This window comes from Micromonospora sp. CNZ285, from assembly GCF_004637285.1.
The window spans coordinates 5,619,927-5,639,281 of the sequence record NZ_SPQD01000001.1 but is presented as its reverse complement, the minus strand read 5'-3'; the positions used below and the strand labels follow the sequence as shown (position 1 = coordinate 5,639,281).

The following is a 19,355-nucleotide window of genomic DNA, read 5'->3' as shown; positions in this document are numbered from 1 at the left end:
AGTTACCCCCCGCTTCCCGCCGCTGCCGCCGCCCGCGCCGCCACCGGAAGGGCGGCGGCGATCTGCTCCCACGCCGCGTCGTCGATCGCGGTCGAGACGAACCACGACTCGAACGCGCTCGGCGGCAGGTAGACGCCGGCGGCGAGCATCGCGTGGAAGAACGCCTTGAACGCCGGCACCACCTGGGTGCGGGCGCTGTCGTAGTCGTGCACGTCCGCGTCGGTGAAGAAGACCGAGAACATGTTGCCCGCGGTGGAGAGGCGGTGCGGCACGCCGGCCGCGGACAGCGCCTCGGTGGTGAGCTTGCCCAGCGCGGCGGCGGTCTCGTCGAGCCGCCGGTAGAGCGCGTCGTCGGCCAGCCGCAGCGTGGCCAGCCCGGCCGCGCAGGCCAGCGGGTTACCGGAGAGCGTGCCGGCCTGGTAGACCGGGCCGGCCGGGGCGAGCTTCGCCATGATCTCCGCGCGCCCGCCGAACGCCGCGGCGGGCAGGCCGCCACCCATGACCTTCCCGTACGTCCACAGGTCCGCGTCCGAGGGGTCGAGGCCGTGCCATCCGGCGCGGGACACCCGGAACCCGGTCATCACCTCGTCGACGATGAGCAGCGCGCCGTTCGCGTGGGCGATCCGGGCCAGCTCGGAGTTGAAGCCGTCGCGGGGCGCGATCACGCCCATGTTGCCGGCGGCGGCCTCGGTGATGATCGCGGCGATGTGCTGCCCCTCGGCGGCGAACGCCTCCTCGACCGCGCGGAGGTCGTTGTACGGCAGCACGATCGTGTCGCCGGCCGCCGCGCCGGTCACGCCGGGCGAGTCGGGCAGGCCGAACGTGGCCACGCCGGAGCCGGCGGCGGCGAGCAGCGCGTCCGAGTGGCCGTGGTAGCAGCCGGAGAACTTGATGATCTTGGAGCGGCCGGTGAAGCCGCGGGCCAGCCGGATCGCCGACATGGTCGCCTCGGTGCCGGAGTTGACCAGGCGGACCTGCTCCACCGGCGTCCGCGCGATGATCTCCTCGGCCAGGTCGACCTCACCCGGCGTCGGCGTGCCGAAGCTGGTGCCGAGCGCCGCCGCCTCGCGCAGCGCCTCCACCACCGCCGGGTGCGCGTGGCCGAGGATCAGCGGGCCCCAGGAGCAGACCAGGTCGACGTAGCGACGACCGTCGGCGTCGAAGAGCCACGGACCCTCCCCCCGGACCATGAAGCGCGGGGTGCCGCCGACGGCACGGAACGCGCGCACGGGAGAGTTGACCCCGCCGGGCACGACGGCCTTGGCGCGGTCGAACAGGGCCTCGGAGGCCGGAGCGTCGGCCGGGTAGCGGCCGGATCCGGCGGAAAAGGTCTCGGTCACGATGGGGCCATTGTGTCAGCGCCGGAGTGCTGCCTGGCAGGCACCCCGCGACGGGGGTAACCAGGCTCACCCGCCTGAGCGGCGCGACGGCCGACGGCGATCCGCTCGACAGGCCCGTCGGTCGAGATCGCGATAGGCTGACCGGGTGGATCGTGCCGAACTGTCCATCACCGTACACCGGACGGGTGACGAAGCCGTGCTTCGCCTGGCCGGTGAGATCGACATGCTCACGGCCGCCCAGCTCTCGACAGTGGTGAACGAGGTGCTGGCGGATCCGCCCCCGCGCATCGTGCTCGACCTGGCCGGGGTCACGTTCTGCGACTCGCAGGGCCTCGGCACGCTCGTGGTGCTCAGCCGCAAGGCCAGTCACGCCCAGTGCCTGCTGATGCTCACCAACGTCGGTGACTTCCTGATCCGCGTCCTGGACATCACCGGCCTCCGCAGCGCCCTGATGATCCGCAACGAAGCCACCCCGTAGCCCTCGCCCGCCCTCGCCCTCCCCCGCGATCTTGCACTTGCGGCCCTCCATGAGGGTGATCTGCCCCTTTCGCCGGGGCCACAAGTGCAAGATCAACGCGGGCTGGAGAACAGGGCTAGAGGACGGGGATGTCGCGGCGGCGGAACGTCAGCAGACCTGCTGTGGCCAGGCTCACCGCCAGGGCGGTCAGCACGTAGAGCGGGGTGGGGGTCCACGCGTCGCGCAGCACCTGCGGGGTGTGCGTGAACGGGGACACGTCCAGCAGCCACTGATCCAGCTCCAGCACGGCGCCGAGCTGCCCGAGCAGCACGCAGACCGCCAGCACCACCCACGCGGCGGACGCGAGCCGGGGCAGCAGGCTGTAGAGCAGCACGGCGAGCCCGGCCAGCACCCACGCCGCCGGCACCTGAGCCAGGCCGGCGGCGAGCATCCGGCCCAGTTGGCGGGGCACGTCACCGGTGCTCAGCCCGTACGTCAGGCCGGTCGCGAGCCCGGTCACCCCGAGCACCACGACCGGGCCGAGCAGCGCGAACGCCACGTGCGACAGCAGCCAGGTCGAGCGCCGCGTCCCGGTGGCGAGCACCGGCTCGGCGTGCCCGGCGGCCTCCTCGGCGCGCATCCGCAGCGCGGCCTGGATGCCGTACCCGGCGGCGGCGAGCCCGGCCAGGCTCAGCGTGACCCCCAGGTACGCGTCGGCCATCCCGGACGCCCCGCCGAGCCGGGCCACGATCTCCTCCATCCGCGGACTCCCCTCGACGGACCGGCCGGCCGCCTCCGCCGCGCCGCCGAGGATCAGCCCGAGCAGGCCGAACCCGACCGACCACCAGAGGATCTGCCCCCGGTGCAGCCGCCAGGCCAGCCCGAACGGACCGGACAACGCGCCGCCCGCGCCGGCCGGGCCGAGCCGGGGCGGCAGCACGCCCGCGCCCAGGTCGCGGCGGACCGAGATCGGGTACGCGAACGCGGCGAGCAGCACCGTCGCGGCCAGCGGCAGTAGCAGCACCCACCACCGCTCCCCCTCGTACGGGCGGACGCGTGCGGCCCAGCCCAGCGGGGACAGCCAGCTCGGCCAGTCGTTGCCGGCGGTGTCCCCGGCCAGGCGCAGCCCGAACGCGGCGCCGAGACCGGCGAGGCCGATGCCCCGTGCCCCGCCCGCGGTCTCGGTGAGCTGGGCGGCCAGCCCGCCGAGCGTGGCGAAGACGGCGCCGGTCAGCACGGTGACCAGCCCGTACGCGACCGAGCCGCCGACCGGCAGCCCGGTCGAGACCAGCCCGGCGGCGGTGAGCAGCCCGAGCACCAGGTCGGCGCCGTACGTGACGAGCAGCGCGGCGGTCAGCCCGGCGTGCCGCCCGAGCACGCTGCCGCCGAGCAGTTCCCGCCGCCCGGCTTCCTCCTCGGTGCGGGTGTGCCGGATGACCGTGAGCAGGCTCGCCAGCGCGACGATGAGCAGCAGGAAGCCGCTGCGCTGGGCGGTGAGCGCGCCGACGCTGTCGCCGTACGCCGGGCCGAGCAGCGCGACGATCGACGGGTTGCGGGCGGTGCCCTCCAGGTACGCGGCCCGCTCGGCTGCGGTGGGGAACAGTTCGAAGAAGCTGGCCGCGTACGTGATCGGCAGTACCGCGAGGACGAGCACCCACAGCGGTAGCAGGAGGCGGTCCCGGCGCAGGATCAGCCGGACCAGGTGACGGGTGCCGGTGAGCGTGCTCATGACCGGTCCGCCCCCTCGCGAACCGCCGCCGAGGGCGCCACGTCGACGGCAGGCGTCGTCTCGTAGTGCCGCAGGAACAGTTCCTCAAGCGTGGGCGGCGTGCTGACCAGGCTGCGTACGCCCAGCTCGGTGAGCCGGCGCAGCGCGGCGTCGAGCGACGCGGTGTCGACGTCGAAGCGGACCCGCTGCCCGTCCACCCGCAGGTCGTGCACGCCCGGCAGGTCGGCCAGGCCGTCCAGCGGCGCGGTGACCTCGGCGTCGATCGCGGTGCGGTGCAGGTGGCGCAGGTCGCCGAGCGTGCCGGACTCGACGGTCCGGCCGGCCCGGATGATCGTCACCCGGTCGCAGAGCGCCTCCACCTCGGCCAGGATGTGGCTGGAGAGCAGCACGGTGCGCCCGTCCTCCCGGGCGCGGCGGACCCAGTGCTGGAAGACCTCCTCCATCAGCGGGTCGAGCCCGGAGGTCGGCTCGTCGAGGATGAGCAGCTCGACGTCGGAGGCGAGCGCGGCGACCAGGCCGACCTTCTGCCGGTTGCCCTTGGAGTAGGTGCGGCCCTTCTTGCGCGGGTCCAGCTCGAACGACTCCAGCAGCTCGGTGCGGCGTCTCGGGTCGAGCCCGCCGCGCAGCCGGCCGAGCAGGTCGATCACCTCACCGCCGCTGAGGTTGGGCCAGAGCGTCACGTCGCCTGGTACGTACGCGAGGCGCCGGTGCAGCGCCACCGCGTCCTGCCAGGGGTCGCCGCCCAGCAGTCGGACGGCCCCCGCGTCCGCCCGCAGCAGGCCGAGCAGCACCCGGATGGTGGTCGACTTGCCGGAGCCGTTCGGGCCCAGGAAGCCGTGCACCTCTCCGGTGCGGACGGTCAGGTCGAGCCCGTCGAGGGCCCGGGTGCGGCCGAAGGTCTTCACCAGGCCGGACACATCGATTGCCGTTTCCATGCTTCAGAAGCTACGCTCGTTTCACAAAGTTGTGAAGACTGTAGGGTCACGGGGTGAGTGTCGAGGAGCCGACCATGAACGTGCCGCCCCAGCACGACGAGGAAGAGGTCCACCTCTTCGTCGAGCGGATGGCGATGGCCTTCGCCGACGTGGGCTTCCCCCGGATGGCCGCCCGGGTCCTGTTCACCGTGATGAGCGCCGACGACCCGCTCACCGCGGGCGAGATCGCCGGCCGGCTCGGCGTCAGCGCGGCGGCGGTGAGCGGCGCGGTGCGCTACCTGACCCAGTTCGCCATGCTGGTCCGCGAGCCGGTCAAGGGCTCCCGGAGCGACCGCTACCGAATGCCCGACAACCCGTGGTACGAGGCGACCATCACCAAGACCACGATCTACAAGAACTTCATCGACATCGCCGCCGGCGGGGTCGACGCCCTGCACGGGCGGAGCACACCGGCCGGCGAGCGGGTCGCCGAGATGCGCGACTTCTTCCTCTTCGTACAGGAGGAACTGGAATCGCTCGGCGACCGCTGGCGGGCCCGGCGGGCCGCGACCGGGCACGGCGGCCCGGCCGGCGGCTGAACCGTCAGCGGGTGTTGCCCCAGCGCGCCTGCTCCAGCAGCTCCACCGCGCGTTCCCGGGTCGACGGGTCGTCGTCGGCGCGCAGCAGCGCCGTCGCCTCGTCGACCGCGTCGGTCAGGTGCCGCCACTGCAGATCCCGTTCCCGCACCAGATCCGACTGGGCGGCGAGCTGCCGCGTCTTCACCCACAGGTCGACGAAGACCGTCACCTTGGCGCGCAGCACCCACGGGTCGAACGGCTTGGTCAGGTAGTCGACCGCGCCGGCCGCGTAGCCGCGTAGCGCGAGCTGGGCGTCCTTGTCCGCGGCGGTCAGGAAGATGATCGGTACGTGCCGGGTGCGCTCGCGCCGCTTGATGTGGGTGGCGGTCTCGAACCCGTCCATGTCCGGCATCTGGGCGTCCAGCAGGATCACCGCGAAGTCGTCCACCAGGAGTTGCTTGAGCGCCGCCTCGCCGCTCTCCACCGCAACCGACTGCACCGGGAGACCCTGGAGGATCGCCTCCAGCGCCATCAGGTTCTCCCGCCGGTCGTCCACCAGCAGGGCCTTGGCCGTCTGCGTCACGCGTTCTCCTCGCCTCGGCTCCGGCCGATCCAGGACGCCATCAGTTCGATCAGCTCGTCCAGGTCCACCGGCTTGGTGATGTAGTCGCTGCCGCCGGCGCCGAGCGCCGACTCCCGGTCGCCGGGCATCGCCTTCGCGGTCAGGAAGACGATCGGCAGGTCCGCGAACCGGTGGTTGCGGCGGATCTGCGCTGTCGTCTCGTACCCGTCCTGGTCCGGCATCATGGCGTCCATCAGCACGATGTCCACCTCCGGGTGCTCGGCGAGCTGGCGGACACCGTCCGCCCCGTTGTCCGAGTACAACACGGTCATCCCGTGCAGTTCCAACGCGGACGTCAGCGCGAACACGTTCCGCACGTCGTCGTCGATGATCAGCACGGTCACGCCGTCCAGGCGCCGGGTGGCGGGCGTCTCCTGCGGCTGCGGCAGCTCCATCGGCATGAGCAGCGACGACGGCAGGCCCGCGCGGCTCGGCGACGGCGGCGCCGGCGCCACCACCGCGTCCGGCGCCAGCACATCGGGTACGAAGAGCGTGAACGTCGAACCCTGGCCGGGCGCGGACGAGACGGTGATCGTGCCGCCGAGCAGGCGGGCCAGATCACGACTGATGGACAGGCCCAGCCCGGTGCCGCCGTAGCGGCGGCTGGTGGTGCCGTCCGCCTGCTGGAACGCCTCGAAGATCAGCGACAGCTTGTCGTCGGAGATCCCGATGCCGGTGTCTATCACGGTGAACGCGATCACCCGCTGCGCGTTCGTCAGCGCCGGTACGTCGAAGACGGCGTTCTCGGCCGCCGGGCCGATCCGCAGCGTCACCGCCCCGTTGTCGGTAAACTTCACCGCGTTGGACAGCAGGTTGCGCAGGATCTGCTGCAACCGCAGGGCGTCGGTAACCAGTGCGGGCGGCAGGTCGCGGCTCACCCGTACCTGGAAGTCCAGGCCCTTCTCCTCGGCCTGCGGCGCGAACGCCTGCTCGACGTAGCCGCGGATCTCGGCGAACTGGATCTCGGTGGGCTCCACGTCCATCCGGCCCGCCTCGATCTTGGACAGGTCGAGGATGTCGTCGATCAGCGACAGCAGATCCGAGCCGGCGCCGTGGATGGTCCGGGCGAACTCGATCTGCTTCGCGCTGAGGTTGCGCTCCGGGTTCTCGGCCAGCAGCCGGGCCAGCAGGAGCAGCGAGTTCAGCGGCGTCCGCAGCTCGTGGCTCATGTTCGCCAGGAACTCCGACTTGTACGCCGACGCCCGGGTGAGCTGCTGTGCCTTCTCCTCCAGGCCGAGGCGGGCCAGCTCGATCTCCCGGTTCTGCGTCTCGATGTTGGCCTTCTGCTCGGACAGCAGCTTCGCCTTGTCCTCCAGTTCGGCGTTGGTGCGCTGCAACTCGGCCGACTGGTCCTGCATCTCGTGCGCCAGCCGCTGCGACTGCGCCAGCAGCTCCTCCGTACGCCGGTTGGCCTGGATGGTGTTGACAGCGACGCCGATGGTGAGTACCAGCCGCTCCAGGAACGCGAGGTGCAGCTCGGAGAACGTGGCCACGCCGGCGAACTCGATCACGCCGAGCAGCTCGCCCTCGAACTGGACCGGCAGCACCACCAGGTCGGCCGGGGGCGTGTCGGCCAGCCCGGACCGTACGACGAGGCGTCCGTCCGGCTGCGCCTTGACCCGGATCGTCCGGCGGGACAGGGCGGCCTGCCCGACCAGCCCCTCACCCGGGCCGAACGTGACGTCGTGGCCGCGTGCCACGTACCCGTAGGAGGCGGTGAGCCGCAGCCGCATGCTGCCCTCGGAGCTGTCCGCCAGGAAGAACGCGCCGAGCTGCGCGTCCACCAGCGGGGTCACCTCCTGCATGATCATGCGGCAGACCTCGCCCAGGTCGCGCTGGCCCTGGAGCAGACCACCGATCCGGGCCAGGTTCGAGTCCAGCCAGCCCTGCTCGGCGTTCTTCTTCGTCGTCTCCCGGAGGGTGACGATCATCTGGTTGATGTTGTCCTTCAGCTCGGCGACCTCGCCCTGCGCCTTCACGTTGATCCGCTGGGTCAGGTCACCGCGGGTCACCGACGTGGAGACCTGCGCGATGGCGCGCAACTGCGTGGTGAGCGTCGAGGCGAGCTGGTTGACGTTCTCGGTGAGGTCGCGCCACGTACCGGAGACGCCCTTGACCTGGGCCTGACCACCCAGCTTGCCCTCGGTACCCACCTCGCGCGCCACCCGGGTCACCTCGTCGGCGAACGAGGAGAGCTGGTCGACCATCGTGTTGACGGTGTTCTTCAGCTCCAGGATCTCGCCCTGCGCGTCCACGGTGATCTTCTGCCCCAGGTCGCCGTTCGCCACCGCCGTGGTGACCGAGGCGATGTTCCGGACCTGGCTGGTCAGGTTCGACGCCATCGAGTTCACGTTGTCGGTCAGGTCGCGCCACGTACCCGAGACGCCCTTGACCTGGGCCTGACCACCCAGCTTGCCCTCGGTACCCACCTCGCGCGCCACCCGCGTGACCTCGTCGGCGAACGACGACAGCTGGTCCACCATCGTGTTGACAGTGGACTTCAGCTCCAGGATCTCGCCCCGGGCGTCCACGGTGATCTTCTGCGACAGGTCGCCCTTCGCGACAGCGGTCGACACCTGGGCGATGTTCCGCACCTGCGCGGTCAGGTTCGACGCCATCGAGTTCACGTTGTCGGTCAGGTCACGCCACGTGCCGGCGACGCCGCGTACCTGGGCCTGGCCGCCGAGCTTTCCCTCGGTGCCCACCTCGCGCGCCACCCGGGTCACCTCGTCGGCGAACGACGACAGCTGGTCCACCATCGTGTTGACAGTGGACTTCAGCTCCAGGATCTCGCCCCGGGCGTCCACTGTGATCTTCTGACCCAGGTCGCCCTTCGCCACGGCCGTGGTGACCGAGGCGATGTTCCGGACCTGACTGGTCAGGTTCGACGCCATCGAGTTCACGTTGTCGGTCAGGTCGCGCCACGTACCGGAGACGCCCTTGACCTGGGCCTGACCACCCAGCTTGCCCTCGGTACCCACCTCACGGGCCACGCGGGTCACCTCGTCGGCGAACGACGAGAGCTGGTCCACCATCGTGTTGACGGTGTTCTTCAGCTCCAGGATCTCGCCCTGCGCGTCCACTGTGATCTTCTGACCCAGGTCGCCCTTGGCGACCGCCGTGGAGACCTGGGAGATGTTGCGGACCTGGCTGGTCAGGTTGCCGGCGAGCTGGTTGACGTTCTCGGTGAGGTCACGCCAGGTGCCGGAGACGCCGCGCACCTGCGCCTGGCCGCCCAGCTTGCCCTCGATGCCGACCTCGCGGGCCACACGCGTCACCTCGTCGGCGAACGACGAGAGCTGGTCCACCATCGTGTTCACGGTGTCCTTCAGCTCCAGGATCTCGCCCTGGGCGGCCACCGTGATCTTCTGCGACAGGTCACCCTTCGCGACAGCGGTCGACACCTGGGCGATGTTGCGCACCTGCGCCGTCAGGTTCGACGCCATCGAGTTGACGTTGTCGGTCAGGTCCTTCCAGGTGCCCGCCACACCCGGCACCTCGGCCTGACCGCCCAGCTTGCCCTCGGTGCCCACCTCGCGGGCCACCCGGGTCACCTGCTCGGCGAACAGCCGCAGCGTGTCGGTGAGCGAGTTCATCGTGTCGGCCAGCTCGGCCACCTCGCCGCGCGCCCCGACCGTGATCTTCTGCGACAGGTCGCCCTTCGCGACGGCCGTGGCCATCTGGGAGATCGACCGCACCTGGCCGGTGAGGTTCGACGCCATGGTGTTCACCGAGTCGGTGAGGTCCTTCCAGGTGCCGGCCACCCCGCGCACGTCGGCCTGGCCGCCCAGCTTGCCCTCGGTGCCCACCTCGCGGGCCACCCGGGTCACCTCGTCGGCGAACGACGAGAGCTGGTCCACCATCGTGTTCACGGTCCGGCCGATGCGCAGGTACTCACCGCGCAGCGGACGACCGTCGATCTCCAGCGCCATGTGCTGGGACAGGTCGCCGTCGGCCACCGCCACGATGACCCGGGCGATCTCGGTGGTCGGCCGGCCCAGGTCGTCGATGAGCGAGTTGACCGCCCGCTGCCCCTCCGCCCAGGAGCCGTCCAGGCCCTCGTCGTCCAGGCGCTCGGTGAGCCGGCCGTCGCGGCCGACGATCCGGCTGATCCGCCGCAGGTCGAGGTGCTGCCGTTCCTGCAACGACACCACGTCGTTGAAGGCGTCGGCGACCTCACCGGGCAGACCCGCCCGCCGGGGCAGGCGCACCCGCAGATCGCCGCGCCCCACCCGGCGCAACGCCTCGACAAGTTCGCCGAGGATCACCTCGTGGTCGGACGCGGACGGGTCAGCGGTCACCGACTGATTCACCGTGGCCATCGTTCCTCGCTCCGCTCGGGCTCGTGCCGTCACACGGGCCATCCCATCATTGTGCCGCGCGATTCGTCGAGGTCACCGCGTGTGATCGCGCGTCACGTGCGGTATCAACCCGGGTGGTGGGTTCGCCGGGACGCTTGGCACCCGGGGTGGACGCGGTGGAGGATACGAAGGTGTCAGCGGAGGCAGGGCCTGCCAGCGGCGGCGCGGACGAGCGCGTCCGCCGGGTCCGCCTCCCCGCCGACCGCCGCACCCCGGCGGCGGCCCGCGCGCTGGTCCGCACCATGCTCCTCGAAGCCCGGCTGCCCGAACTGCTGAACGAGGCGCTGCTGCTCACCACCGAGCTGACCACGAACGCCGTCGAACACGCGCGCACCGAACTGGACATCGAGGTCGACACCGACCGCAACGGCCTCACCGTGACAGTCACCGACTTCGCCTCCGGCCCGGTGGACGAGCTGATCGTGGGCGTGCGCAACACCACGTCCGACATCACCGAGGTGGCCGCCAGAGGGCGCGGGCTGCTGCTCGTCGACCACTTCTCCAGCCGGTGGGGCACCACGTACCTGCCCACCGGCAAGGGCGTCTGGTTCCGCCTCGACCGGCCCGGCCCCGGTGGGTCCGCCCGGCCGTCGGCCGGCCCGCTGCGCGTCGTCGAACCGGAACGGGCCGGCGACGGTACGCCGAGCGCCGCGGCCATGAGCGACCTGATGCAGCTCACCCCGGACGCGTACGCCGACGAGCCGCTGCCCGAGTTCGCCGCCGGGCTGCTGACCCGGGTCGCCGAGATGGTGGGAGCCGCCGGTGGCACCGTCCGGCTGGACCGGGGCGACGGACTCGGCACCCAGGTCTTCGCCCGGTACGGCCGGCCGCCACGCGAGGGCAACGAGCTGCTGCGCGTACCGCTGGCGGTGCACCGCCCGTACACCGGTGAGCTGGAGCTGGACGCGGCGCCCTCGGCGTACGCCCGGCCGCTCGCCGTACTGGCCGCCGAGCGGCTGTCGCTGCACCTGGAGAACGACCGGCTGCGCCGCGCCGACGTACGCCGGTCCACCTGGCTGACGTTCCTGGCCGAGGCGAGCGAACTGCTCGCCCAGTCGCTGGACGTCGAGCTGACCATGGCGCTCGTCCCGCAGCTCGTGGTGCCCCGGCTCGGCCAGTGGTGCGCGGTGCACACCACCGACGAGTGGGGCCGGCTGCGGCTCGCCGCGTCGAGTCACGCCGACGAGGCGATGCTGCCGCAGCTGCACCGGATCCTCCAGGAGACCGGCCCGGACTCGATCCAGTCGCGGCTGCGTGAGGCGTCCCGCAACGCCGCCCAGGTGCCGCTCGGCGGGCCGATGGAGGGCTTCGCCGTGCCGTTGATCGCCCGTGGCCAGCGGCTCGGCACCCTCGCCGTGGGCCGCCACCAGCGGCACCGGCACGACCCGGACGAGGTGTCGGTGCTGGAGGACGTGGCCCGCCGCGCCGCCCTCGCCATCGAGAACGCCCGCATCCACGCCGAGCGCCGTCGGGTCGCCCAGACGCTCCAGCAGTCGCTGCTGCCGCCGGTGCTCCCGGTGGTCGAGGGCATCGGCTTCGCCGCCGAGTACGTCCCGACCGGCGACGACGCGGAGGTCGGCGGCGACTTCTACGACGTGCTCCCGCTGCCGGACGGCCGCTGGCTCGTGGTGGTCGGCGACGTATCAGGCAAGGGCGTGCAGGCCGCCGCCGTGACCGGCCTGGTCCGGGACGTGATCCGGGTGCTCGTCGGCGACGGCAAACCGCTGCCCGAGGTGCTCGGCCGGCTCAACGAGACGCTCGTGGAGCGCGGCGGCGGACGCTACTGCACGCTGGCGCTGGCGGCCGTCGCACCCGGCGACGGCGACCAGCTCGACGTCTCCCTGCACCTGGCCGGCCACGACCGCCCGGTCCTGCTGCACGGCGGTGGAGGGGCGACGTTCGTCGGCGTCGGCGGTACGGCGCTGGGCCTGCTAGACACGATCACCACACCGACCGCCGAGCTGACGCTCAAGCCCGGGGACGCGCTGATCTTCTACACCGACGGGGTCACCGAGCGGCGGCGCGGACGCGAGCTGTTCGGCACCGACCGGTTGCGCGAGTCGGCGGCACCGCTGGCCGGGTACTCGGCCGACGTGGTGGCCGCCCGGCTGCGCGCCGCCACGATCGCGTTCTCGGTCGAGCCCCCACGCGACGACATAGCCATCCTGGTCCTCCGAAACGACACCCCCTAGCGCTCTCGCCCGCCCCCTGCCCGGCGCTGCCCCGCGTCCGTTCCGGGTTCAGCGTCGGTGCCCGCCCCGGCGTTGGTGTCGGTGCCCGCCCCGGCGTCGGTGTCCGCCTCGACGATCATGAACTTAGCCGCTCATTTCGCCCGATTCCTCCCCGCCAACTTCATGGTCAACGAGCGCTCCCTCCTGTACGGACGCCTCAGCCGTCATTCGGGGCGCTCAGCTCGCCGTCGTGACCGTTGAGCCCGCCCCGTCGGCGGTGATCAAGGAGTTTGTGGCTCAGGAGTGCGCGAAATCTGACGCAAACTCCTTGATCACCGAGCGAGGGCGGGCCGGGCGAGGGCCGGCGAGCCGGGCGAGGGCCGGCGGGGACAGGGCCGGGCGGGGGAGGCGGGGCGGGTGGGTCAGAGGCCGCCGGGGAGACGACCGGGGGCCAGGCGGTGGTGCGGGTCCAGGTGGGCCTTGGCGCTGCGCAGGCGCGGCAACGCGGGCAACTCGCCCCAGAGGTCCACGGCACGGCGTACCGCCGCCGGCGCGGCCACCACCACGCACCGGCCCTGCCGGGCGATCAGCACGCTGCGGACGGCGGTGAGGATCGAGGCGACCCGCTCGGGCGGGAGCGCGCCGGACAGTGCGGCGTGCACGGTGCCCGAGCCGACCGAGCCGCGTACCGGCACCGGGCCGCCGGTGGCGTCGCGCAACGCGTAGACGGCGGCGTGCAGGTCGTTGATCGGCACCTCGATGCGCAGCGCGGTGTCGCCGGGCGCGAACGGGTACCGCCCCCACCATTCCGGCGCGTGGTGACCGACCATCGCCTCGGCGCCGAGGACGGCGGTGAGCCGCTCGGCCCGCTCGGTCACGTCGGCGGGGCCGCCCTCCAGCAGCACCACCAGGCTGCCCGCCGCGGGTCGCCCGGTCACGGCGGGATGGTCGGGGCGGTTGACCACCGACGGGTGCGTGGCCGGGATGCGACGGCGGGGCAGCGGCACCGGCACCGGCAGGTCCAGTTCGACGGCGGCCGGGTCGACGTCGGCGGCCAGGACGGCCCGGACCAGGTCGTGCACCTCCAGCGGCGTCCACACCGGACGGGACACCCAGAGCCGGCCGGCCGGCACGGCGTGCACCCGCATGGTGGCCGAGACCAGCACGCCGAGCCCGCCCTGCGAGCCGCAGAGCAGCCGGGCCACGTCCAGCCCGGCCGCCCCACCCCGACCGAGTATCGCGTCGCCGCCACCGCGACCCGGTTCTCCGCCGGGACCGTCCGCCGGACCGCCGGCACCCCAGCCCGCACCAGCCGCCGGATCTCCGACACCCCAGCCGGGACCGTCCGCCGGACCGCCGGCATCCCAGCCGAGACCGTCCGCCGCGCCGGCAGGCCTAGAACCGGCGCCGCCACCACCATCGCCCGCCGGACCGCGTCCACCCGGCCGGCCACCGCCGCTGCCAGGGGCGGCCCGGCCGAGCGCCTCCGTGCCGGACTCGCCGACGCTCACCAACTCGCCGTCGGCGTCGAGGTAGCGCACGCCGACGAGCTGGGCGCACGGGCTGCCGTGCCGGTGACGCAGCGGGCCGGACTCGTCGGCGGCGAGCACCCCGCCGAGCGTCGCGCCCGGCGAGGGCGCGTCGACGGGCAGCCGCCGGTTGGTGCGCGCGAGCGTGGCCTGGACGGCGCGCAGCGGCGTACCGGCGCCGATCTCGGCCACCGCCGCGTCGCGCGGCTCGTGCCAGACCCCGGCGAGGCGGCCGGTGTCGAGCATGATGTCCACCTGCGCCGGCGCGGCACCCCAGTCGATCTTCGTGCCGGCGCCGCGGGGCACCACTGTCAGGTCGTACGCGGCGGCCAGCCGCAACACCTCCGCCGCGGCGTGCGGGCCGCCCGGCACTGCCACCCATCGGGCGGTACGGCCGGCCACCTCGTCGGCCGGGCCGGCGAAGCGGGCGAACGGGTCGCCGCAGATCGCGGCCAGCTTCCGGGTGATGTCGAGGGCTCCGAGTCGGTGGGTGGAACGTGCCGCATCCGCCATGGCGGTTATCGTACACATGTTCGAAAGACCTGGCGGCGAGTCGCGGGTTTCGGTCGGCGGGCGAGCCCGGCGGCGGCCTGCCGACCGGTAACGTGGCGCCGTGACCGAAACCCCACCGCCCGTCGCCAAGCGCGTCCCGTCCGAGCGCGTCCACCACGGTGACACCGTGATCGACGAGTACGCCTGGCTCGCCGTCAAGGACGACCCGGACACGATCGCGTACCTGGACGCCGAGAACGCGTACACCGAGGCGCGCACCGCCCACCTGGCCGGGCTGCGCGCGGAGCTGTTCGAGGAGACGCGCCGGCGCACCCAGGAGACCGACCTGTCGGTGCCGACCCGCAAGGACGGCTTCTGGTACTACACCCGCACGGTCGAGGGTCAGCAGTACGGCGTGCACTGCCGGCGTGCGGTGCGGCCGGACGAGACGGCGCCCCCGGTCAGCGCGGACGGCGCCCCGCTGGACGGTGAGGAGGTGCTGCTCGACGGCAACCAGCTCGCCGAGGGGCACGACTTCTTCTCCCTCGGCGCGTTCGACGTCAGCCCGGACGGGCGCTGGCTGGCCTACTCCACCGACTTCTCCGGCGACGAGCGCTACACGCTGCGGATCAAGGATCTGACCACCGGCGAGTCACTGCCGGACGAGGTGCCGGACACGTTCTACGGCACGGCGTGGTCCAGCGACGCGTCCACGCTGTTCTACGTCACTGTGGACGAGGCGTGGCGGCCGAACCGGGTCTGGCGGCACACCGTCGGCACGCCGTCCACTGAGGACGTGGTGGTCTACCAGGAGGACGACGAGCGGTTCTGGGTCGGCGTCGAGCTGACCCGCTCTGAGCGCTTCGTGGTCATCGACATCCACAGCAAGATCACCAGCGAGGTCCGGGTGATCCCGGCGTCCAACCCGACCGGCGAGCCCGCCGTCGTGGCCCCGCGGCGTCAGGGCATCGAGTACGCGGTGGAGCACCACGGCCACCGCTTCCTGATCCTGCACAACGACGGCGCGGAGGACTTCGCGCTGGCGTACACCTCGGCGGACGCGCCGGGCGACTGGGTGCCGCTGATCCCACACACGCCGGGCACCCGGCTGGAGGCGGTCGACGCGTTCGAGAACCACCTCGTGGTGTCGCTGCGCACCAACGGCCTGACCGGCCTGCGGGTGCTGCCGGTGGGCAGCGACGACAGCTGGGACATCGACTTCCCCGAGCCGATCTACAGCGTGGGGCTGGACGCGAACCCGGAGTACCGCACGAACGAGGTGCGGCTGCGCTACACCTCGCTCGTCACCCCGGACTCGGTCTACGACTACGACCTGGTGACCCGCGAGCTGACGCTGCGCCGGCAGAAGCCGGTCCGTCCCGGGCCGGACGGGCGGGCGTACGACCCGGCCGACTACGAGCAGCACCGGGACTGGGCGCTCGCCGACGACGGCACCCGCGTACCGATCTCGCTCGTCTGCCGCCGCGACACGCCGCGCGACGGCTCGGCGCCCGCCGTCATCTACGGCTACGGGTCGTACGAGGCCAGCATGGACCCGTGGTTCTCGATCGCCCGGCTGAGCCTGCTCGACCGCGGCGTGATCTTCGCGGTGGCGCACATCCGGGGCGGCGGTGAGCTGGGCCGGCGCTGGTACGACGAGGGCAAGATGCTGGCCAAGAAGAACACGTTCACCGACTTCGTGGCCTGCGCCCGGCACCTGGTCAAGGCGGGCTGGACGGCGAGCGACCGGCTGGTCGCCCGGGGCGCCTCGGCCGGCGGCCTGCTGATGGGCGCGGTGGCGAACCTCGCCCCGGACGCGTTCGCCGGGATCGTCGCGCAGGTGCCGTTCGTGGACGCGCTCACCTCGATCCTCGACCCGTCGCTGCCGTTGACGGTCACCGAGTGGGAGGAGTGGGGCAACCCGCTGGACGACCCCGAGGTCTACGCGTACATGAAGTCGTACACGCCGTACGAGAACGTCACCACCGCCGACTACCCGGCGATCCTGGCGGTGACCAGCCTCAACGACACCCGCGTGCTCTACCACGAGCCGGCCAAGTGGATCGCCCGGCTGCGGTCGCTCGCGCCGGCCGGCGACTACCTGCTCAAGACCGAGATGGGCGCGGGCCACGGCGGCCCGAGCGGCCGCTACGACTCCTGGCGCGAGGAGGCGTTCGTCAACGCCTGGATCCTCGACCGCGTCGGCCTGACCGTGTGAGGAAGGGCCGTCGCACCGACCTAGACTGCCCGCATGAGCGACGAGGAGCAGCCGGCGGCGCGACGCGCACCGGCCTGGCTGCTCCTCGTGGTGGTCGCCGCCGCGCTCGTGGTCTGCTGCTGTTCGACGGTGATCGGCCTGGCCGTCGCCGGCTCCGCCGGCCTGCTCGGCCGCTGACCGCTCAGCCCGCGCGCAGTTCCTCCACCGACGTCGCGGTGCGCAGGAACAGCAGGCCGGCCACGACCGTGCACAGCACCGCCGCCAGCCCGCCCGCCGCGAGCCAGGCCAGCTGATCCCACGGTACGTCCGGCGGGACCGTCGTCTTCGGCACCCATTCGGTACGGGTGTACCGCGCCGCGGTGGCCGGGTCGCCGCACAGTTCCGTGCCGGCGTCGCAGATCGTTCGCGTGAAGCCGCCGTTGCTCGGTGCCGGCATGACGCCCCGGACCAGCAGGTAGCCGACCGTCAGCGCGAGCCCGATCGCGGGTACGGCGGGGGCGAGCGCGGCCCAGAGCAGGGACCGGCCGATGGTGGCCCGTGGCACGCCGGTCGCCACCTGCGCCGCGTACGCCCGTCGCCGGCTCGTGATCCCCTCGACCACCGCCACGAGCAGCCCACCGCCGGCGATCGCCATCGCCACCAGGACCGCGAGGTCGACCAGGTCCATCGCGCCGAGGTAGAAGCCCGGGTCGGCCATTCCGGAGCCGGTGCGGCGGGTCACCTCGGCCTCGGCCTGGAAGTCGGCACGCAGTCCCGCGGCACCGGCACCGAAGATCAGCGCGGCCAGCAGCGCGGCGAAGGTGCGGCTGCCGGCCCACGGGTCGGCGGCCAGCCGGCGGGCGGCGAGCAGGGCGGCCGGGCCGCGTCCGTGCCGGTGCAGCAGCCGGCCGGTCTGGTACGAGATCCAGCCGGTGCCCGACACCACGCCGATCATCGCGGTCAGCCCGCCGACGACGAGCAATGTCGGGACCGGCCAGTCGGGGGCCACGGCGCCACGCCGTTCGTACCAGAGCAGGAGCGGGCGGATCGCGGCGAACATCGCCAGCGCGGCGAGGATGAGCACGCCCGGCCACGGCCAGGGCGCCCGGGTGCGGACCCGGCGTACGACGCCGAACGGGGTGGTGGTGACCCGCCGCAGCAGCAGCGCGCTGACCAGCGCGGCCACCAGTGGCAGGCCGAGCACCACGGCGGCCACGGCGACCGGGGCCGGACGCACGTCGGTGGGCAGCGGCAGCCGCCCGTCGGCGTCGGGCCGGTGCAGCAGCCGGCGCCCGGCCAGGAAGACGGCCAGGCCGACGAGGGTGCCGAGCAGGCTCGCCACGCCGGTCTCGGCGACCGCGACCCGGGTGACCTGCCCGGGGGTGGCGCCGGCCAGCCGGAACGCGGCCAGCCGCCGGTCCCGGCCGGGCGCACCGAGGCGAGCGCACTGCCCGGCCAGTCCCAGCACCGGTACGCAGAGCAGCAGCACCGCGAACGCGACACCGGGACGCAGGCCGGGTTCCCGGAGCAGGGCGTTCATGTACTGGTCGGACTGCGTCCAGGCATCGCCGGGCGGCTTCACCACCGACAGCACTGTCAGCGCGGCGAGCCCGGCCAGCGTCGCCAGCGCGGCGCTCACCGCGGTGAGCACCACCCGGGCGACGTCGGTGCGGGTGCCTGCAAGCGCGAGCCGCAGCAGCGTGCCCGGCCTCACCGTGATCCGCCCGGCAGCGCCGGGTCGAGCCCGAGCCCGGTGTGGTCGACCATGCCGTCGCGCAGGCTCACCTCCCGGTCCGCGTACGCGGCGATGCGCGGCTCGTGGGTCACCAGCACGACTGTGGTGCGCTGCTCGCGGGCCAGCCGGACGATCTGGGTGAGCACCTGCTCGCCGGCCAGCGTGTCGAGCGCGCCGGTCGGCTCGTCGGCGAAGATCACCCGTGGTTCGGTGACCAGGGCGCGGGACAGCGCGCACCGTTGCTGCTGCCCGCCGGACATCTCGCCGGGCCGGACGTCGGCGACGTCGGCGACACCGAGCCGGTCCAGCCAGGAGAGCGCCGCCGTCCGTGCCGCTCGCCGCCCCGTGCCGGCGAGCAACAACGGAAGGGCGACGTTCTCCGCCGCGGTCAGCTCGGCGACGAGCTGGCCGAACTGGAACAACACCCCGAATTCGGTACGGCGCAGCCGGGAGCGGGCCGCCTCCGGCCACGTGTCGATCCGTTCACCGCGCCAGGTGACCTGACCGGCGTCGGGACGCAGGATGCCGGCCAGGCAGTGCAGCAACGTGGACTTGCCGCATCCGCTCGGGCCGGTGACCGCGAGGATCTCGCCTTCGGCCACATCGAGCGTCACGCCACGCAGCGCGGGCGTGTGGCCGTACGCGCGGACCACGCCACGCGCTTGCAGGAACGTCACGAGTGCACCTCCCGGTGCCAGTCGACGACCCGGTCCAGTGTGGTGTGCAGCCACCGGAGGTCGGCGTCGAGGTGGGCGATGGCGAAATCGGCGGCGACCACCTCGTCGAGGCGGGCACCGGGGGCGGTCTTGAGCGCTGTCAGCTCCCGCAGCCGCTGCGTGTGCGCCTGCCGCTGGGCGATCAGGTAGCCGCGGGCCTGGCCGGCGTCTGCTACCAGGAGCGCGACGACCACCTTGGCGAACAGCGTGCTCGCCACGTACGGCATCGGTGGTTCGACGGTGCCCAGCCAGTGGTCGAGCGCCGCCCGCCCGTCGTCGGTGAGCGCGTAGGCGGTCCGGTCCGGTCCGCCGTCGCGTTCCTGGCCGGCCGGCACGACCAGGCCGTCCCGGTGCAGACGGGCCAGCGTCGCGTAGACCTGCCCGAAGGCGAGCGGCCGCGCCCGGGGCAGGCGCTCGTCGTGCGCACGCTTCAGCTCGTAGCCGTGGCGTGGCCCGGCGGCGAGCAGCCCGAGCAGGACGTGCTGAGTGGACACCTCCCTTACTATTCGCTGAG

Annotated in this window: 14 protein-coding genes; 5 read left to right on the top strand and 9 right to left on the bottom strand. The window is 72.8% G+C overall.

The genetic code is table 11. The annotated features are described in order from the left end of the window. Positions 1–2: 2 nt before the first annotated feature. Positions 3–1,340, bottom strand: coding sequence for a glutamate-1-semialdehyde 2,1-aminomutase (gene hemL, locus CLT75_RS25835; RefSeq protein WP_128137298.1), 1,338 nt, complete (start codon positions 1,338–1,340; stop codon positions 3–5). Between the two features lie 145 nt (positions 1,341–1,485). Here hemL and CLT75_RS25830 point away from each other — a divergent pair, with 145 nt between their 5' ends. Beyond that, complete coding sequence (locus tag CLT75_RS25830; protein ID WP_135242846.1) at positions 1,486–1,818, top strand: STAS domain-containing protein; 333 nt, start codon at positions 1,486–1,488, stop codon at positions 1,816–1,818. 115 nt (positions 1,819–1,933) lie between these two features. Here CLT75_RS25830 and CLT75_RS25825 read toward each other — a convergent pair whose 3' ends face one another. Further along, on the bottom strand, positions 1,934–3,526 hold the full coding sequence (locus tag CLT75_RS25825; protein ID WP_135242845.1) for an ABC-2 transporter permease: 1,593 nt from the start codon (positions 3,524–3,526) through the stop codon (positions 1,934–1,936). Further along, entirely contained in the window at positions 3,523–4,461 is a 939-nt protein-coding gene (locus tag CLT75_RS25820) for an ABC transporter ATP-binding protein (RefSeq protein WP_135242844.1), read from the bottom strand. Before CLT75_RS25820 ends, CLT75_RS25825 begins: the two co-directional genes overlap by 4 nt. A 53-nt stretch (positions 4,462–4,514) precedes the next feature. On the opposite strand from CLT75_RS25820, the gene CLT75_RS25815 reads away from it, so the two are divergent. Then, complete coding sequence (locus tag CLT75_RS25815) at positions 4,515–5,039, top strand: GbsR/MarR family transcriptional regulator (protein ID WP_486485269.1); 525 nt, start codon at positions 4,515–4,517, stop codon at positions 5,037–5,039. Between the two features lie 4 nt (positions 5,040–5,043). Here the strand turns inward: CLT75_RS25815 and CLT75_RS25810 are convergent, their stop codons facing one another. Beyond that, positions 5,044–5,601 (bottom strand): response regulator, encoded by a 558-nt coding sequence (locus tag CLT75_RS25810; RefSeq protein WP_013283536.1) that lies wholly within the window; start codon positions 5,599–5,601, stop codon positions 5,044–5,046. Beyond that, complete coding sequence (locus tag CLT75_RS25805) at positions 5,598–9,962, bottom strand: HAMP domain-containing protein (protein WP_135242843.1); 4,365 nt, start codon at positions 9,960–9,962, stop codon at positions 5,598–5,600. The genes CLT75_RS25810 and CLT75_RS25805 overlap by 4 nt, the downstream gene beginning before the upstream one ends. Positions 9,963–10,132: 170 nt before the next feature. Here CLT75_RS25805 and CLT75_RS25800 point away from each other — a divergent pair, with 170 nt between their 5' ends. Further along, positions 10,133–12,193: a SpoIIE family protein phosphatase gene (locus CLT75_RS25800; RefSeq protein ID WP_135242842.1), complete on the top strand. Its 2,061-nt coding sequence runs from the start codon at positions 10,133–10,135 to the stop codon at positions 12,191–12,193. A gap of 401 nt (positions 12,194–12,594) precedes the next feature. On the opposite strand, the gene CLT75_RS25795 is transcribed toward CLT75_RS25800, so the two are convergent. Next, positions 12,595–14,214 carry an FAD-binding oxidoreductase gene (locus CLT75_RS25795; RefSeq protein ID WP_135242841.1) on the bottom strand — a complete coding sequence of 540 codons (1,620 nt, stop codon included), beginning with the start codon at positions 14,212–14,214 and terminating at the stop codon, positions 12,595–12,597. A gap of 100 nt (positions 14,215–14,314) precedes the next feature. On the opposite strand from CLT75_RS25795, the gene CLT75_RS25790 reads away from it, so the two are divergent. Together CLT75_RS25790 and CLT75_RS32790 are read left to right on the top strand one after the other, a co-directional pair. Beyond that, a complete protein-coding gene (locus CLT75_RS25790; RefSeq protein ID WP_135242840.1) occupies positions 14,315–16,411 on the top strand; it encodes a S9 family peptidase in 2,097 nt (698 codons plus the stop codon). Positions 16,412–16,444: 33 nt separating this feature from the next. After that, positions 16,445–16,588: a hypothetical protein gene (locus CLT75_RS32790; RefSeq protein ID WP_167796966.1), complete on the top strand. Its 144-nt coding sequence runs from the start codon at positions 16,445–16,447 to the stop codon at positions 16,586–16,588. Between the two features lie 4 nt (positions 16,589–16,592). On the opposite strand, the gene CLT75_RS25785 is transcribed toward CLT75_RS32790, so the two are convergent. The 3 genes from CLT75_RS25785 to CLT75_RS25775 are packed head-to-tail and all read right to left on the bottom strand — an operon-like array spanning position 16,593 to position 19,335. Next, positions 16,593–18,104 carry an FtsX-like permease family protein gene (locus CLT75_RS25785; protein ID WP_135242839.1) on the bottom strand — a complete coding sequence of 504 codons (1,512 nt, stop codon included), beginning with the start codon at positions 18,102–18,104 and terminating at the stop codon, positions 16,593–16,595. Then, complete coding sequence (locus tag CLT75_RS25780) at positions 18,101–18,802, bottom strand: ABC transporter ATP-binding protein (protein ID WP_135242838.1); 702 nt, start codon at positions 18,800–18,802, stop codon at positions 18,101–18,103. The genes CLT75_RS25785 and CLT75_RS25780 overlap by 4 nt, the downstream gene beginning before the upstream one ends. Beyond that, positions 18,799–19,335 (bottom strand): PadR family transcriptional regulator, encoded by a 537-nt coding sequence (locus CLT75_RS25775; protein ID WP_135242837.1) that lies wholly within the window; start codon positions 19,333–19,335, stop codon positions 18,799–18,801. Before CLT75_RS25775 ends, CLT75_RS25780 begins: the two co-directional genes overlap by 4 nt. Positions 19,336–19,355 lie beyond the last annotated feature (20 nt).